General features: G+C 69.0%; 17 protein-coding genes and 1 tRNA gene. 1 reads left to right on the top strand and 17 read right to left on the bottom strand.

Going from position 1 to position 16,759, the window contains the following annotated elements; translation table 11 throughout:
- Positions 1-43: 43 nt before the first annotated feature.
- Entirely contained in the window at positions 44-4,096 is a 4,053-nt protein-coding gene (locus tag BFN33_RS00075; RefSeq protein WP_141757885.1) for a CHAT domain-containing protein, read from the top strand.
- Here the strand turns inward: BFN33_RS00075 and BFN33_RS49065 are convergent.
- The 17 genes from BFN33_RS49065 to BFN33_RS53610 all read right to left on the bottom strand — a co-directional run.
- A complete protein-coding gene (locus BFN33_RS49065) occupies positions 4,045-4,788 on the bottom strand; it encodes a WhiB family transcriptional regulator (protein WP_256122548.1) in 744 nt (247 codons plus the stop codon). The two genes, BFN33_RS00075 and BFN33_RS49065, sit on opposite strands and share 52 nt — an antisense overlap.
- A gap of 124 nt (positions 4,789-4,912) precedes the next feature.
- On the bottom strand, positions 4,913-5,101 hold the full coding sequence (locus tag BFN33_RS00070) for a hypothetical protein (RefSeq protein ID WP_069757771.1): 189 nt from the start codon (positions 5,099-5,101) through the stop codon (positions 4,913-4,915).
- Between the two features lie 60 nt (positions 5,102-5,161).
- Positions 5,162-5,467: a hypothetical protein gene (locus tag BFN33_RS00065; RefSeq protein ID WP_069757770.1), complete on the bottom strand. Its 306-nt coding sequence runs from the start codon at positions 5,465-5,467 to the stop codon at positions 5,162-5,164.
- Positions 5,468-5,484: 17 nt separating this feature from the next.
- Positions 5,485-6,426, bottom strand: coding sequence for an AAA family ATPase (locus BFN33_RS00060; RefSeq protein ID WP_079140420.1), 942 nt, complete (start codon positions 6,424-6,426; stop codon positions 5,485-5,487).
- An 18-nt stretch (positions 6,427-6,444) separates the two neighbouring features.
- The gene (ssb, locus tag BFN33_RS00055; RefSeq protein ID WP_069757769.1) at positions 6,445-6,936 is read right to left on the bottom strand and encodes a single-stranded DNA-binding protein; all 492 of its coding nucleotides are present in this window, start codon (positions 6,934-6,936) and stop codon (positions 6,445-6,447) included.
- Positions 6,937-7,442: 506 nt separating this feature from the next.
- Positions 7,443-9,008: a ParB N-terminal domain-containing protein gene (locus tag BFN33_RS00050; RefSeq protein ID WP_069757768.1), complete on the bottom strand. Its 1,566-nt coding sequence runs from the start codon at positions 9,006-9,008 to the stop codon at positions 7,443-7,445.
- A 63-nt stretch (positions 9,009-9,071) separates the two neighbouring features.
- Complete coding sequence (locus tag BFN33_RS00045; RefSeq protein WP_069757767.1) at positions 9,072-9,404, bottom strand: hypothetical protein; 333 nt, start codon at positions 9,402-9,404, stop codon at positions 9,072-9,074.
- Positions 9,405-9,589: 185 nt separating this feature from the next.
- Positions 9,590-9,850, bottom strand: coding sequence for a hypothetical protein (locus tag BFN33_RS00040; protein WP_069757766.1), 261 nt, complete (start codon positions 9,848-9,850; stop codon positions 9,590-9,592).
- Between the two features lie 378 nt (positions 9,851-10,228).
- Complete coding sequence (locus BFN33_RS00035; RefSeq protein WP_069757765.1) at positions 10,229-10,594, bottom strand: DUF3846 domain-containing protein; 366 nt, start codon at positions 10,592-10,594, stop codon at positions 10,229-10,231.
- A gap of 194 nt (positions 10,595-10,788) precedes the next feature.
- The gene (locus tag BFN33_RS00030) at positions 10,789-11,424 is read right to left on the bottom strand and encodes a hypothetical protein (protein WP_069757764.1); all 636 of its coding nucleotides are present in this window, start codon (positions 11,422-11,424) and stop codon (positions 10,789-10,791) included.
- A gap of 290 nt (positions 11,425-11,714) precedes the next feature.
- Positions 11,715-12,575 (bottom strand): hypothetical protein, encoded by an 861-nt coding sequence (locus BFN33_RS00025; protein WP_069757763.1) that lies wholly within the window; start codon positions 12,573-12,575, stop codon positions 11,715-11,717.
- A 371-nt stretch (positions 12,576-12,946) separates the two neighbouring features.
- Positions 12,947-13,021 (bottom strand) — tRNA-Ile (locus tag BFN33_RS00020).
- Between the two features lie 127 nt (positions 13,022-13,148).
- Positions 13,149-13,613, bottom strand: coding sequence for a hypothetical protein (locus BFN33_RS00015; protein ID WP_069757762.1), 465 nt, complete (start codon positions 13,611-13,613; stop codon positions 13,149-13,151).
- Between the two features lie 207 nt (positions 13,614-13,820).
- Complete coding sequence (locus tag BFN33_RS00010; RefSeq protein ID WP_256122547.1) at positions 13,821-14,810, bottom strand: DUF932 domain-containing protein; 990 nt, start codon at positions 14,808-14,810, stop codon at positions 13,821-13,823.
- A gap of 497 nt (positions 14,811-15,307) precedes the next feature.
- Positions 15,308-15,433 carry a hypothetical protein gene (locus BFN33_RS53805; protein WP_256122546.1) on the bottom strand — a complete coding sequence of 42 codons (126 nt, stop codon included), beginning with the start codon at positions 15,431-15,433 and terminating at the stop codon, positions 15,308-15,310.
- 94 nt (positions 15,434-15,527) lie between these two features.
- Positions 15,528-15,899: a hypothetical protein gene (locus BFN33_RS00005; protein ID WP_069757761.1), complete on the bottom strand. Its 372-nt coding sequence runs from the start codon at positions 15,897-15,899 to the stop codon at positions 15,528-15,530.
- Between the two features lie 529 nt (positions 15,900-16,428).
- The coding region (locus BFN33_RS53610) for a hypothetical protein (RefSeq protein ID WP_218108937.1) at positions 16,429-16,759 on the bottom strand (331 nt) is incomplete at its 5' end.

Genomic DNA, 16,759 nt, shown 5'->3' with positions numbered 1-16,759 from the left:
CAGGGTGGAGTCGTTTGAACCGGGGCGTTCCGCCGCTCAGGAGGTGCTGTCACGTGAAGCGGTGCGGGAAGCGGCGGAGGTTCTCTCACAGAGCATCAAGGAGCGGGCCGACAGCGGGGGAATCGCCGAATTTAGTCTGGGCGCCGAGGAGCTGCGCGTTGTCGGCTGGTTCTGTTGGCACCGGGGGATATTTCTCACCGGTGATGAAGGGCTTAACGAGACGGTGCTCGCCGCTGTCTGCTTCTCGCTCTACCTCACCATCGGCGATCGCCGATCAGGCCCGCTGCCCGTTCCGTTCGACGAAACGCAGAGTGCGGAGGAGGCGCGGTCGTTCGTCGACCGCAACATGGATGCCTGCGTGTCCCGGGCGCGTCGCTCGGACGACCTCCTGGCCCTGGAGGCAGGAATCCTGTGCTTGCGCCTCGCGATGAGCGGGCATGGCGTGCAGGAATCCGAGCAGGCGAGCAGCCGGAGCGGACTTGCCTACCTGCGGCTGCGGCGTCGGCTGTTCGGCTTCGGCGAGGGCGACGGATCAGGAACCGTTGACGCGGACCTGCTTCTGGCTCCTGAGGCCGTGTGGGACGCCGCCGATGTGCTGGCAACGGTCATCGAGGAGCAGCCGGGGGGCGACGACTTCGCAGAGGTCGCCGTCGGCGGCGACGAGGCGCGCCTCGTCGGCTGGTTCTGCTGGCATCGCAGGGCCCTGGTCGAAGAGCCCGCGCGTGAGGACGAGGTGCGCATCGCCCTGGTCTGTTTCGCGCTTCTCAGCCTCAACACCGAAGTCGGCCGCTCACAAGGGCTCCTGCCGCCCGGGGCCGACCCCATCGTCGACCAGATGGTAGGAAGGGAGCTGTCCTTCATTAGCCGCATGACCGATGGGTTGGTCGACAGCGGACTCCGCTCGGACAACCCGCTGATCAACGAGGGCGGTGCGCTGGGCAGACGGCTCGCTCTTGTCCGACAAGGGTCGGAGTCGCAGCAGTACGCGAGTGGACACAACGAGCTCGGCCATCTCCTGCTGGAGCGTGCCCGCAACAGCGACTCGACGGCGCCGCTCCAGCCGGTACTGCGTCGCGCCATCACCGCCTTCCGTGTCGCGCTGGACCATGCGACGACGCAGGAACTCAAGCTGGGTACCCATCTGTTGGGGCTCGGGATCGCTCTCCAGATGTGGCAGGAGACGTCCGGTGAACGCTATCCAGAGAGCAGCGCCTTGTATCACCAGATGCTCGTGGCGCTGCCGTCCGTCGCCCCGCCAGGCCATCTCCATGCCACGTTGGTGCTGCATCTTGCCGCAGTGGCATCCGGTTCACTCGGGGCGCAGGAGAAGCAGGAGTTGCTGCGGCACGCCGAGACCCTTCTGGCAGAGCTTCCGCTCACCGGGGACGCGTGGCGGTGGGAGAGCCTCCATCTCTTCCGCGCCGCACTGCGGAACGAGAAGGCGCCACCGGTGACGGCTCCGGCCTTCAACGGTCCTGCCGACGCTTCGCGACGGGCGACCCAGGTGAGTCCGATGGGGGTGCGGCGCCGCAAGGAGGTATGGGGGGGCCGCCCGGCCGAACACGACTGGCGAGTCGAAGTGTTGCGCAATGCTGTCGAAAACTCGCCTCGGCCCAGCGCCTTGCTCACCGGGGATCTGGGCCTCGCCCACTTGGCACGGTTTGAAGCGGCAGCGGCGAAGAATCGTGCCGACCTCGATGCTGCCGTCGCCCTCCTGCAGCGTGCCGCGGACCAGTGCGCGGACGATGGCACGAAACGGCGGCACCATCTGTCGGCCTTGTTGGTTGCCCTCGCAAGGGTGCAGGAGCACTTTTCGGCGGGCCTCGAGACGATCGACCTGATGATCCGCGTCGGCCGCGAGGCGTGCTGTCTGCCCGGCGACAGGGAGCGGGATGCCGCGGAGGACAACCTGGCCGCCTGCCTGGTCACGCGATTCGACCTCACCGGGGACTCCGACTCGCTGTACGAGGCCGACCGGATCCAGCGTGCGATACAGGCCACCGACGGCTATCTCGACCCTGTGTTCTTCGGCCAGCGGGCGCACTGTCTCGATCGTCTGTGGAGCGTCACCAAAGACCGCGCCCACCTTGAAGAGGCCGTGGCAGCGGAGCGCACTATCACCGAACGCACTGATCCGGACACCGCCGTCGGCGCCACCGCCCGGAACAGCCTGGCGGTGTCCCTCAGAAACCTCAGTACCCCGGACACCGGCCATGCCGCACTGCGCGAGGCCATCGCCCTCGTCGAGGACCTCGTCGAGCGCTCCGGCACGCACAGGGCTCAGCGCGCCGACCATCTGGCCGGCCTGGCCGAACTGCTCCTCAAAGGTCGCGAGGACGGCATCGGCGACGTCGACCGGGCGGTCTGCATCGCCCGGCAGGCCGTCGAGTCGACTGCACGCGCCCACCACTCCTTCGCCCGTCGCTGGACCATTCTGGGCATCGCCCTGAAACGCCGGTACGAGCAAAGCCGCGACCGTGCCGACCTGACCGACGCCTGCGCCGCGCTGGCCACGGCGGCCGACGTCCAGGACGCCACTCCTTCGGACCGCATGGGCGCGGCCGACCGCTGGGGCCGGCTCGCCGCCGACGACGGCGACTATCACACCGCACTCGTGGCGTTCCGGAAGGCCGTGCAGCTCCTGCCGGAGTCCGTGTCGGGCCGAGGCCATCACCGGGACCAGCAGCGCCAGTTGATTGACCAAGCCGGTCTGGTCGCCGACGCGGCCGCCTGCGCCGTCGCGGCCGACCGCCCGGACACCGCCCTGGAACTCCTCGAGCAAGGCCGCGGCATTCTGTTGTCCCGGGCCATGGAGAGCCGCGCCATGAGCGACGAGCAAGGGCGTCTCGAAGCCGAACACCCGGATATAGCACGCCGGTTCATCGCCATCCTCCACCGGCGGGACACCGCGTGGGATCCGTACGTGCGCGCCTCGACGGCCGAGCGGCCCGACCTCCGTCACGAGACCGACAGCGCCTTCCATCAGATCCTTGCCGAGATCCGGCACCTTCCTGGATACGGCGACTTCTTCCGGGCCCCGGCCGCGGACCGGCTGCGGCGCGCCGCAGGCGACAGTCCCGTGATCATCCTCAACGTCAGCCGCTACCGCTCCGACGCCCTCGTCGTCACCACCTCAGGGGTCACCGCGGTGCCGCTCCCCGACGTGTCCCAGGAGCATGTCACTGAGCAGTTCCTGGCCCTGCGCTCGGCGCTCCACACGGGGATGGCCTCGGTGGACGCCGTGGAGCAGGCGTCGGCCGGCGACGACCTCCGCGATGTTCTGCACTGGCTGTGGCGCGCGGTGGCCCGACCGGTGCTGCATGCCCTGGACTTCACGACGCCGGCCGGCGGGGCACCACCTCGGCTGTGGTGGTGTCCGACCGGCCTGCTGTCCTTCCTACCCCTGCATGCCGCGGCCGACCGCGACGGGGCAGGATTCCTGCCAGACCTGGCCGTATGCTCCTATACACCGACGCTGCGTGCCCTGGAACAGGCGCGCAGCCAACAAACACCCCGAGGCCCCTCGCTCGCCGTGGCGGTCCCGGACGCGCCCGGAGCCAAACCGCTCGCGTGGGCCTTACAGGAGGCCCAGGCCGTGGGAGAGATGTCCGACGCCCTGATCGTGCACGGGGCGGCTGCCACGCGTGCCGAGGTGATGCGGTGGCTCGCCATGGGAGTCCGAGTGGCCCACTTCGCCTGCCATGCGAGCGCTGATCCTCTGGACGCGTCGCGCAACGCCCTCCTGCTGCACGACGGGTTGCTGCCCGCCCGAGAGATCTCGCGGCTACGCACACGTGGGTCCGGGATGGCCTACCTGTCGGCATGCAGCACTGCCCAGGGAATGGTCAACCTGCCGGACGAGGCACTGCACCTCGCCGGTGCCTTCCAACTGGCCGGCTTCCGAAACGTGATCAGCACCCTGTGGCCGATCAGCGACGACGTGGCCGTCGAGGCGGCCACAGACTTCTACCGACGGCTCGGCGAGCAGCCCTCGCCGGACCCCGCCGAGGCTGTTACCCACATGGTGCGTGCCCTCCGTGCGCGCTACCCACGGGTGCCGGCACTGTGGGCGAGCCATCTACACATGGGAGCGTAACCAGGTGGGCGCGTGGCACCAGGAACGTCATAGGCCTCGGCGGCAGGCTTCTCAAGGGCCGGGCGACGCCTGCCGTCCTCGGACAGCAGGAACAGGCGGCGCACGTGGTATAGCGCCCACGGCATGTCGAGCTCGCGCTTGAACGCCTCCAGGCACGCCCGGTCCCGCGGCCGCGTCGGGTCGAAGAGCTCCAGGAAGGTCTTGCGGCCGTAGCTTTGAGCGGTACACGCCACGGCTTGTAGGGCTGCGGCCGGGTGGGGATGAGTTCCAGTTCCAGGCGGGCGAGCATCTGCTCCCGGAACCGTGGGCGGCACGGTGCGTGCCGTCTGCCGCTGCTCACGTCGGCGGTCCTGGGCGGCCACGACCCCGGCCCAGTCGTCGCCGAAGCGCTGCAGGAGCCCCTGGCGCAGCGCGCCGCGCTTGCCGGGGGTGGTTGCCGCCCACACACCTGTGCGGGTGAGCGACGGGTTGGCCAGTGCCCATTTCAGACAGCCCTGGACGATGGGACAGCCGGAGCAGGCGAGCTTGGCCCTGGCGATGGTTTTCGTCCGCTGAGTTCGGTCGGCGACCTCTTCGAAGGCGAACAGGGCCGGGTCGTCCTGGCAGGGAGTGGGGCGGTCGGTGTGGGGGAAGGGAATGCGCTCGTCCGCGAGTGCGGAGACGGTATCCGGTGTGCGGGCACGGCTTTTCATGAGATGCCCTCCAACAGGTCCGTGAGGGTGGTTGGTTGTGGGGCGGCGATCAGGTCCGGAGCGCCGGGGGAGTGCGGGGAACGGCGCACGAGGGGTCAGCTCCACTCGTCCCGGGCAATGCGGCTCACAGGTCGGCGTAGGTGTCGCCCTCGTAGCCCAGGGGAAGGCCTCGCTTGCGCCGCTCGACGTTCGCTGCCCTGACACAGAAGTGGCAGGCCGGTTCTCGGACCGCGTGATGCCGTCGGCCGGGCTCGGGGTACCAGCCGGTCTCGGCGTCGATCAGGACCGACACCACGCGCTCCGGGTCGTACATGAACGGTCGCCCGCACCCGATGCAGGGGCTTATCGCGACGGGGGTTCGTGAGCCACGGCGTCAGGCTTCTTCGCAGCCGGGGTGCCAGCGGAATGCGTCGGCCGAGAGCGCCGCAGGGTCGTGCGGGTCCTGGTAGTGGCTGTCGTGGGGCTCGTTGTCGGCTACGGAGTGGGCGTCGATCCATTCGTCGGCGGCCTGTTCGGCGCCGAGCGTGCGCAGCAGGCTGGCGAGTACGTTCACTTCCTCGCAGTTCAGGAGGGGGGCGATGTCGGCGGTGAGGGTGCCGCACCAGGTGTCGGCGAAGTCGTGGCCGAGGCTGCTGGGGATGGTGGTCTGCTGGTGTGGGGCAGTGGGGGTGTCGTTCACGTCGTTTCCCGGGGCGTTCAGGCGGGTGGGGCCGGCGGATCCGGCTGGGGTGCGGGGGCGAAGGCGCGCAGCTGCTTGCCGCGGTTGGTGACGAGCTCGGCGAGCGTGATGGGCTGGTCGGGGAGGTCGAGTGCGGCCATGCCCGCCGCGCGGGCGGTGACGATCTCCGACCAGAGCTCGCGCAGGCTGTCGACCGTGGCGTCCGGGTCGCGGGCACGATCGATGAAGGACCGTTGGGGCCAGTTGGGGACACCGTCGTCGGCCCAGGCGAGGATGGTGCGGCCGAGGTCCTCGCCGGGCTGTTCGACGACCTCTCCGGCCAGTGCGGGGATACGGCTCTTGCCGAAGTACACAGTGGCCACCGGGCCGAGGGTGCCCACCGCGACGAAGTCGTACTCGATGTCGGCTCGTTGCTCGGGCCGGACGCTGATCCGGCGGGCGTACTGGCGGCCGCGAGGGTCGGTTTCGATGACGGTGTCGGCCCGGGCCTTGAGGGTGACGATGACGTGCCCGGGGTAGGCGGCCAGTGCCTCGGTGACGGCGCGGTCCTCCGGCCGGTACTTCGACCATCCGGCGTTGGTGCCGCCGTATCCGGCCCGGGCCTCGCCGTTGACCTTGTCGAGCATGCCGTCCTCGCCGCTCCAGAAGGCGCTGTAGGTGTCGACGATCAGCACGGGGGAGCCGCGCATGGCGGCGCGGGCGAGGGCCGCGAACAGTGACCTGGGGTCGTAGCGGGTGAACTCCTGGGTGTGGAAGGGCACACGGTCGGCGTACTTGGCTGCCATCCCGCGTTCGGTGTCGATGAGCGCGATCGGTTCGCCGTCCTCGGCGGCGACCAGCAGGGAGGTCAGGGTGCGGCCGGACCCGGAAGGGCCTTCGAAGGCCAGGCGGACCGGTCGGGATTCCTTGACTGCGGGCCGGAATTCCGGCATCGGGGTCAGGGAGCTGCCACTGGACACGGGGGATCTCCAGGGACGTCAGCGGATGCGGGCCCAGCCGCCGTGTCGCTGTGGGCGGGACCGCCGCTCGTGTCCCGGCGCGCCGGGGGCTGCGGCAGGTGCTGCTGGGGGCGGTGCGGGTGCGGCGGGTCGGGCCAGCGCGGGCGGGAGGGTGTTGTCGGTGTAGGCGATGCGGTGGCGCAGGCTCAGCCCGACGTCGTCGGCGTCGAGGTCGAACACGGTGCGCTTGATGCCTTCGCCGTCGGTGTAGGTGCGCTGGCGCAGGCGGCCGTGGACGATGACGTGCATGCCGCGCTGCAGGCACTCGCAGACGTGCTCGGCAACGTGCCGCCACACTGTGCAGGTGATGAACAGTGATTCGCCGTCGGTCCACTGACCGCTGTTGCGGTCGTAGACCCGTGGCGTCGATGCGACCCGGAAACGGGCGACGGGCGTGCCCTTTTCGGTGAACCGGATTTCGGGGTCGGCGACCAGGTTTCCGGTGACGGTGACGGTGGTCTCGCCGGTCATGGCGGCCCTCAGTTCCGGGACGCGCGGCGGGCGCCGTCCTGCGTGGACCGGCTGGTGGAGGGGGCGGGGTCGGGTGTGGGCACGGGGGTGCTCCTGTCTCGCGATCGGCCACGGCTGGGCTGGGGGTGTGCCCGGCCGGGGCAGAAGGTGAGGGGTTGGGGGCCGGCCAGGCGCAGGGCGCGTTTGTGACAGGCACTCAGGTACGGGCGCTGTCCCTCGAGTCGCGTTGCGGCCGTCCTGGCGTCTGCGCGCGTCTGCGACGGCGTGGGCGGTGGTTGCGCTCGGGTGTGAGATGCCAGCCGTCGCAGATCCCGCATTTGCGGTAGCCGCGCGTTGACTTGCCGCGGGCACGGGTGGCTCCGAAGGCTGCGCGGGCGGCCGCGCGGGCGGGGTAGCGCCGTCGTCCCGACGGGCAGATGTCGTCGGACACGACGTACTCCATGGGCTGTGGGGGAGGGGAGGGCCGGGCGCAGCACCGCTGCTCACAGTGCTGCGCCCGGCGGGGCTCAGGCGGCCTGGTCGGCGGCCTGGTCCTCGTCGTCGGTCTGGGGCAGGTACTTGGCGACGGCGAGTTCCTCCACGTCGGACAGCCGGTAGCCCTCCGCCTTCAGACACAGCAGGTAGGCGGCCTGGTGACGGGTGAGGGCCTGCCACGCCTTCGGCTCGCGCATGCTGTACTCGAACGCGGCGGCCACCTGCGCGAACACCTGGTGCCATCCCTTGGTCTTGCCCTGGCGGCTGACCAGGTCGTCGAAGGGATCTCCCTCACGGCTGTACTTGGAGGTGTCGGCGTTGGGGTCCGGGACTCCGAGGAACTGGGCGACGCCCTCGGTCTCGCCCTTCTCGCACCACTTCGCGTACAGGTAGGGCGGGCTCATCACCGTGCGCAGGGCGAACTGCCGCACGGGTTCGGGCAGGGACTTGCCATTGCACAGCCGCTTCACGAAGTCCTCGCGGACCGTCCGCGCGGTCTTCCACGCCTTGTTGCCCGCGATGGTCCGCGCCCTCGCCTCCTTCTCCTCGTCGCTCATGGACTGCTTGGCCTGCTTGGCTCCGGGGCGCAGCTTGTGGCCGTACTTGGCGGGATCGGAGCAGTACCAGACGGGCTGGAACTCCTCGTCCAGGCGGGCGGCATGGCCGGAGCAGTGGGCGTGCTTGTCCGGCGTGAGCGGTGCGCCCAGGGGCGTGCGCAGATCGGTCAGCGGCCGGGAGGTGTCCTTCGTCCCCCAGGGAAAGTAGTCGGGCAGGAGCGGGACATCGGCCTTCGCCAGCGCCTCCAGTGCCGTCTGCCGGGCTTCGGCGTCGGCCTTGGTCTGTCGGAGCTGGGCCAGGGCCTGGTCCCAGTGACCGCGCCCGCCGCCTTCCTCGGCCGCGTCCTTGGCGTGAGCCTCCTCCAGCACCTGAACGGCCCTGGGAGCGTCGCTGACTTCGGCCATTTCAGCCATCTGCATCAGGTCGAAACCCTGGACGCTTGCACGGCGGAGCTGGGCGTCGTCGAGGTGGGCGGCCTCGCGCGCCGCGCGCAGCTCGGCCCGCTTGATCTTCAGGGCGCGGGCCATCTTCTCGCGCTGCTCCTCGCTCACATCGATGAGCGCCAGCGTCTCGATGGCCTTGACCCGGTCGCGGTCGTGCATCTGCTCACGGTGATCGTTCTCGATCAGCGACAGCAGGTGCGTCATCGCGTCGTTGCCCACCAGGTCAGCCCGGACGATCGTGGGGATCTTGCGTGCGGGCCTGCCCTCCGCCTCGGCCGTGGCATTGGCGGCCTGCTGGGCCTGTGCGCGCCGCCATCCCTTGAACGCGCCGTACGTTCCGTCTTCCTGCGGCCGGACGTGGATCGGGTCTTGTACGCCGAGTTCGGCCACCGACGCCTTGAGGTCGTCGTCCGGTTCGGTGTCGGTGGTCCGGGCGTTGTAGTCGTCGCGCATGATCAGGGCCGGGTCGAGGCGGACGATCTGGTCGTGGGTTTCTTCGACGGCCGACGGCTCGGGCTGAGGGGTCTTCGAGGTCTTGGCCGAGGCGGCTTTGGCGGGGGCCGTGGTGGTCTTCTTCGCCGGGGAGGCGGTGGACATGGGGGGTACTCCTGTGCTGGTTCGTGGCGGGCCGGGCATGCCCCGGCCCGTCCGGTCGGCCGGTCAGGCCGTGGGGCGGTCGTCGACGGTGACGACCAGGCGGATGACTCGTTTGCTGGCGTCGTGCTCGACCGGTGAGCTGGTGACGGTGGGAGAGAGGAGCAGTGTGAGGACGGCGCGGACGAGTGAGCACGTGGTCTCGGACGGCTGGCGGTGCCCGGTCTGTTCGGCGGCCGTGCGGATCAGTTCGTCGGTGGCGTCTTCGGGCGTGTAGGCAAGCCCATGGCGCAGCACGTGATCGGCAAGTCGGAGTGCCTTCATCGCGCGGCTGGTGGCGCGATAGCGGGCCTTGGGCCATCCGGTGGGAAAGGGAGTGGGGTCTTCGGCACGCGACATGGCGGTGCGTTCCTCTCGGATAGTGACACGGAGCGCGGGTGGGGTGTCGGCGACACCGTATCCCCTTCGATACTAGATAATAACGGCTGCAAGCGCTACTGCCTTCTCGCGGTGGTGCTGTGGGATCGGATTGGAGCGTGGGTGCCGCATCCCGGGCCCGGTGGATCGGGGCGTGCGCGTGGTGCTCAGTGGCCGCTGCCATTTGAAGGGGTCGGGAGCGGGGCGCCCGGCCGGTAGTCCGTGCCCGGCTCCGGCGGGATCGGGTCGCCAGTGGCGAGGTCGGTGCAGTACGCAGCGAACACGTCGGCCGCCGCCATGGGTTGGGGCCATCCGTTGGTGACTCTCCAGCCGCGCAGTACGGAGCTGAGGTCGGTGGTGTGCGTGCGCGCGAAGATCGTCGCCTGCCGGAAGGCGATGGAGGTCTGCGCCAGGAGGTGGCAGAACATCAACCAGCCTTCGTAGTCGGCGTCCGCATGGTCCCGGTCATCGGGAGTGCACTCGACGGTTGCCGAGGCGGAGGCGAAGCTCCCTAGGGAGGTGTGGGCGCTGCATACCAGGTGGTGGCGTCCCGGCCCGAGGGCGTCCAGCAGCGCCTTGAAAGCCTGGGCTGCGGTGTCGAACGGATCAGGCAGGGTGGTGGGGTCGGACGTTGCAGGTACTCCGTCGGGTGAGTGGCCAGGGGTGGGGGCTGGGGCTGCTCGGCCGCCGGCGGTAGGGCGCGGCGTCGAGCCCGGCCCCCTGGGTGAGTCGGCAGGTGGCGGGCCCGGCGCGCAGGAGCTGTCCGGGACTGGGTGCCTGCTGGGGCTGGCGGAGGCCCGGTGCTGTTACAGGTCTTGCAGGGTGAGCAGGAGACCGATGAGTTGCTGTCTCAGTAGCGGGAGGGTGTTGCCTTCTGCGTCGGGCCCTCCGGTGAGCAGGACGGGGCCGTAGTAGTGCTGGTGGGTGAAGCCGAACCGCCGGGCGAGAGCCGTTGCGGCGGGATTCACCGGGTGGTTGTACAGACCGTCGTCGTCGATCCACATGTCCCACTGGCGGGTCAGAGCGACGACGTCGAATCGGTCGCAGCGCAGGGCTGCGCGCAGCACTGCACGGCGCTCGGCGCTGGATTTGTCGTCGTGGCCGAACGGCAGGTCGATTTCGACGAGTTGGGCGTTGCAGGTCAGGAGCAGGGCGGAGGGGGTTTTGGCCATGGGTGCTTCTCATGCTCGCGGCGTAGGTGGTGGTCGGCCCGGCTCGTGGGAGCGCGGGTGCGGTTCGAGGGGCGACCGCACGAGGCTCGACCGCGGGCCGGGCCTGGGCGGCCGGGCCCCAAACGAAGGGAACGGGCCCGGCCGGTCTGTGGCCCGCGCCGTGTCGCGGTGACGGGCGCGGGGCGCGGGGCGCGTCAGGTCGCGGGGGGTCCGTAGGTGCGGAACCCGCCGTGCCTGGCGGCATGCTTGAGGTAGTCGATCCAGCCGGGCCACCAGTCGGCGTCTTCGACGACCTCCGAAAGGAGCGCGGGGTTCGTGGCCCGGCTGGTCTCGTACGCCGCGAGAGCTGCATGGATCTCTGCGGGAGTGACGGTCCAGCCTTCGTCACCGCCGAGCTTGTGGGCCGCGATGCCCTTGGGCTGCGGCGGTGCCCAGGACAGCCGTTCCTCAAGAGCCCTTCGGTAGCGCTGGACCCGCGCCGGGGCCGCGTCCCCTGCTGGGGTGAGGACGGCCTCCTCGGTGGTGGTCCCGTACTCCTCGGGCGCGGGGCGGTCCGGTGGCTGCGTGGCAATCAGCATGCCGAAGTGGTCCATGAGCGCCCGGCACTCACTCGCCGCCCAGATCGTCAGGTAGAAGTGCGTGGTGCGGATCGCTTCCATCGCGTCGTAGGCGCTGGCGACCTTCGCCTGGGCGGCCTGGTACACCGGATGGTCGTGGGGGAGGTCGAGACCGTCGCGGTGCTCCACGGCCGCGTCGAACGACCTGCTGGCCGCTTCGTACGCTGTGTCCTCGCCCTCTGGGGAGCGTACGAGGAACATGTCGTAGCCCATGCCTGAAACTTCCCTTCGTGCGGATTCGGCGCTTGCCGGGATGTCACTCCAGGCAAGTTCGATACTAGATTAACAAGGGGTGTGCGTCGAGTATTCCCCGGATGACGGCGGCGACTTGTTCAGAGCGGGTACCGGTCACCGTCCCTTCCCCTCACGCTCGGCCTCGCGGCGAGCGTCGGCGGCGGTGTATCCGGTCGTGCACCATGAACGGCAGAACTGGCCAGGCGGAGCGCCACATGTCTCGCACGTATCGTCGAAGTCCTCGGGCCTCCATGGCCGCAGCGAGCTGCTCATGCCGGGGTGTTTCCGCTGTGTGCGGTCAACGGGGTGTCGGCAGCGGCTTGCTGACGGCTGGCGGGGCGGCGGGTCCGACCGTGCGGCCGCTGCTGGGCGCGCAGGGACGAGATCTCAGCTCCGATGCGAGCGGCGCGATCACGCTCCTCGCGGGCTGCCCGCTCGGCGTACTCGGCGTATGCGGGCAGGTAGTCGGCGCGGCGCGCGAGCGATCCTCGGTAGTCCATCAGCACCAGGGCCAGGACCGGGTCAGGCAGGGCGGTGAGCAACCGGGCGGCCGTCCACCAGCTGGAGACGGCGGTGCGGGCGTCGCGGCGGTGGGCCTGGGCCTTGCGCTCGAAGGATGCCGCCTCAGCCTCGCCCTTGCGCATCGACCAGTCGAGGAAGCGCAGCAGGCCGGGGGTCTCACGCTCGCGGGAGGCATCCAGCAGGCGGTGAAGGTCGCTCCGGTGCGCGACATCCTCGGCGCAGGCACGCATGACCAGGGCGAGGGTCTCGCCTGTCCTGGGAGAAGGGGCGTTCCCGGCCGTCGACTCCACAGGAGTCATCTTGGTCTGCTGGTACGGGTCATCGACGTCTGTCCACCACATCAGGCCGCCGGTGTAGCCGGTCGCGCTGCCGCGCCTTCGCGGCAGGGACTCGGCCGGCGCGACTGCTTCCATGGCGTTGACGGAGCCGAGACTCACGCGCAGCACGGTGAACTGGTCCCAGTGGCGCGGGTGATGCGTCCCCGTCACGTGCACCCAGCCGCGCAGCGCGCCCGTCAGGGCGTACACGACGGCGTCCTTGCCCTGCGGCTGGGCGGTGGCGCGCACCGTGCCGGACGGTGTGTCGATGGTGAGGATGTCGGCGGTCACGATCAGAACTCCCGGCTATCGGAGGGAACAGGGGGCGGTGGGCGGATCCGCCACCCCGCGCAACGTGCGGGTCGGCGGGGCGGCGGATCGTCGGCCAGTGACGAGCTGGCCGGTTGGCCGCGCCCGCTCGCCGGGGCGGGAACGGCGTCGGGGAGGCCGGCGGTGTCGGTCCTCGCAGGCTGCGACGGCCGATGGGGCCCGGCAGCCGGAAGCGAGTCGGTGCGCTGTGGCGCGGGTCGCATGTCCGGCCGCCGGGGGCTCGGGGAGCCAGCCTCCGACGATCTGGCGGAGGTGGTTCTCGGCATGGGCAACAGGCTGCCGGTCGGGGCGGTGGTCGGCCCGAGGCGTACACCCTTGACCGGTTGCTCGCGTGGTGCTGGTGGGACTCGAACCCACGACCTCAACGGCTTATAAGACCGGTGCTCTACCAACTGAGCTACAGCACCTCGTGCGGTGAGGTGTGCGGGCCGCGCCCCGGCAGGCGGGGCGCGGCCCTGGGAGCGGCCAGGCGCGGGGGGAGACGCTTGGCCGCTGGTCTGGCCAGTCACCGCGCGGACGGGCCCGCGGTAGGGGCTATGCCGGGGTGGATGCCGGAACCGGGAATGCCGTTCGGTAAGTGACGGAAGGCGTGTCCGGACCAAGCGCTTCGTCGAAGGCGTCGCGGACCTGGTCGGCGGTGAGCGGCCTGAGCGCATGACCGTCGACCATCCAGCCGCGTACGGCTTCCTCGCCGGTCCGCGATGTCGTGCCGAGTACGACGCTGCCCTTGGCGAGGATGAATCCGAGGGCCAGGACTTCTGTGACTGCGGCCGTGTCGGCAAAGTCGCCGTTCCACAGAGCGTCAGCGCCTTCCCCGATGACGTCGAACCAGGCGTAGGCGATGACGGGCTCAGCGTTGCTCGGACGGACAGCGGTGGTGATCAGGTGCCTTCCGGGACCTGCCGTTTTCATCAGATCGGTGACGGTTTCCACGGCCTGCGTGGTGACCGGTTCCAGGCGTTCCCGGGCCTGGCTGGATGAAAGGTTCTTGGGGCCCATGGGGCGTTTCCCCTCGTGTTGTTTCGGCGACAGTTGAGGGCGTCACCCCTCAACCGCTAAGTTCGATACTAGATAATAAAGTGCCGTAAAGTCAAGCTCAGCCGGTTCCGGCTGGGGCGTCTGTGAGCGGCACCCGAGTGCCGCTCACAGACTGCCGTTCCGGCGGGAGCGGGAGGCCGCCGCGCTCCCGCCGGGGCTTGCTGTCGGCTACGCCGCTGCGGCGATGCTCATCGCGGAAAGGGCCTGCGTCTCCAGCTCATAGGCCGCATCCCCATCATCGAGGGTCTGCGCGGTAGCGGTGATGGCCTGCATGATCCCGCCCGCCGTGGTCTGGCCACCCTTGATGAAGTGGCTGAACACGGAATCGCGCACACTGTCGGAGAATCGCAGCTGCTTCGCCACCAGTTCCACGGTCTCGGCCGGCCTGGTGATCTCGTGACCTGCTTCCCGCTGGATGTCGGCAAGCTTCCGCTCGACGTAGTCGCGGTTCATGAACGTCGCGACGGCGTCACGGGTCTGAGCGGTGATCAACGCGAGATTCTTCTCCTGGGTGTCCTTCGAGAACTCGACGATCCCCTCGGTCATCTTTGCACCGAGGTGCACCTTGCCGAACGCGTCCTTGGTGATCGTCATACCGTTGCCGCACACCTGCGCGACGATGCGGGGTGTGATCGCGTACTTGCCGCTGCCCACCTCGCTGTTCGTGAGAACGAACCCGGCCGAGACAAGGGGCAGCTGATCGCCCGTCTGCCCAGTGAACGGCGACCGGTACCCGCGCAACAGCTCGGGAGCAAGGGCCGCGACGTGCTCGGACTCCACCCGAACGATCATGCGCCGTTGCGTGAGATCCGCTCCCGTGATCTTCACGGGGTGTCCCGACTCCCGGATCCCGTCCAGTACGGCGGTGAGCATGTCCAGATGGTCAATGATCTTGTAGCCGTCGGAGAGCCACGCCCGCAGTACGCCCGGCTCGCCCTTGAAGGCGCGGAGCAGGAAACGGCGGGTGGGGTCCTTCTGCAGCCAGCCATTGACGTTGAGGTCGTACAGGTCGACTGCTTCGGCGCGCATACGGCGCAGGTAGGCGGTGGGGATCTTCAGCTTGTCGGCAATCCCCTCGTCGGCCACGGCGGTGGGGCGGTAGGCCCCATCGGCGCGTGTCACGCCACTGGGCGTCAGTACCGGCTCCACGCCGGTCACGGTGAGGTTGCCGTCAACTGCGTTGATGGCAGAGGCAGGGGCCACCATGTCGATCTTGGCGTCCTGGTCCCGCTTCAAGGTCTGGAGCAGGTCCTCAAAGGACGCGTTGCGGGTGTCTGTCACCGCGGCGCGCGCGGTGCTCTGGTTGGTCGCGTGAGCCACTAGGGCTCCCCCTTCGTGCTGTTCGGCGTTCCACCGGCGTCACCCGGTGTGTAGTTCGATACTAGATAAAAACTCCGGAGAATGCAAGCCCTACGAGCGGCTCGCGGCTGGGGGCGGTGGGCGGTGAGGGCGGTAAGGGATGGGCTCTGTGCTGGGCAGCCTTCAGACGGTGAGGCATGGGCACGTCCTCGGGGGGAGCGGGGCGGCTCGTGCTCGCCCCCGTGCCTAGGGCCCGGCCGGGCGTGGCCGGCGGGCGCCCTGATGGCCTGGCCGGCCTCGATGCGACGTGGTGCTGGGTGGCCACGCGCGGCCACCCAGCACCCCCTAGGGCGTGGTCACTTCTTGTCGAAGAACCGCGCAACCGCCTTCGCGATGTTGTCGCTCTGGCCTCGGGCGCGGCCCTTGCTGTACGCGTAGCAGGCCACTACGACGATAAGAAGGATGATGACGTTCGGGCTCATGACTTCCTCGCTGACCGGGTGCGGGATTGGGGGCGGGGTCTGGCCTCCCGGACCGGGGCGCAGATGGGATGCGGCCCCGGTCCGGGAGTGTCTGTCAGGAGATCCCGTAAAGCAGATCTCCGGAGGAGTCACCCCACCGCTTCATGCCGTCTACGCGGTGCGGGTGGAAAGGGGCCCAATACGTGGGTGGCACCCGGAGGAATTCGCGAGCCTCGTGCAGCTCAATTTCCATGATCTTGCCGAGAATTCGGCGGTACAGTTCAACATCGTCACAGTCCGCGACAACGATGGGGAATTCGGCGTACGTGGTGATCTTCTCCGGGTAGCCTTCCGGTGCCAAATTCCGCTCCGACCTGTGCGCGGGGAATGTGAACCTGACTTTCACCGTGCCCTCGAAACGGTGAGTGTGGTCGTCGGCGTCGATCGTCCAACCCGGCTTGTAGATCAGCTGATTGATCAGCTGCACTGCTGACGCTGCCTCCATTGCGGGGCTTCCCTTCGTGTTTGGCGTGGCCGCTCCGGCGTCACCCGGAGCAACTTGTTGCTTCGATACTAGATACTCTGACGCATGATCACAACCCCTGTGAGCAGGGAAAACGCAAGCTGATGGAGCGTCACCCCCCTGGCAACCCACGCACCAAACCGCGCGCTTACTGCTGCGCCTTCTCCTGCGCCAACTGATGCTCAGCACTCCCCGCATCCGGGCCGTTCTCCCTGGTGGGCGCGTACGGCGCGCATGGTCGGGCTGCTGACATCCCCTCTGCGGCCGCTGCTCCCTGCCCAGGAAGAAGAGAAGGGGGGTAGGGCGGGGGCGTGGTCGGCGCGGCGGCCTCGGGGATCGGGCGGGGGTTCTTGTCTATTGCGCGTCGGCCTGGGGCCGTCGCGCGGGTTGGGGGTGGGGCTGGCGGGTGCCGGTTCCTCTCGGTCCTGTCGGGACAACGGGGCCCCGGAGGGGACCCGTTGTGGTCTTCTGGTATTCCGTGATTTACTTTTCTTCACGGAACACCATTCAACTCCCGTCGTTTCCAAGGGAATCGGAGATTCCTTTCCAACCCTTGCCCCAGGTAAAACACATGACGAACCCTCAACTTATCCACCAATCCATACCCGAACTCCCCACCCACACAACACAATTCAGCATCGCCCAATTTTGTGCCGGAGGCACAAACCCTCTCCGCTTCTTTTCCCGTTCCGGAGGAACGCAGGTTTATGGAAATGGCCGGAGGCCAATTCAATAAACCGCCGCTGGAAGCGGCCTGCTTTTCGCGCGGGGACGCGCGAAACGAGCGAAGCGAGTATTCGGCTGCCGGAGGCAGAGCGAAGCGG

The organism is Streptomyces sp. LUP47B, assembly GCF_001746295.1.
Taxonomy (GTDB): domain Bacteria; phylum Actinomycetota; class Actinomycetes; order Streptomycetales; family Streptomycetaceae; genus Streptomyces.
Note: the sequence above shows the minus strand (reverse complement) of the source record. Positions and strands in the feature narration are given on the sequence as shown.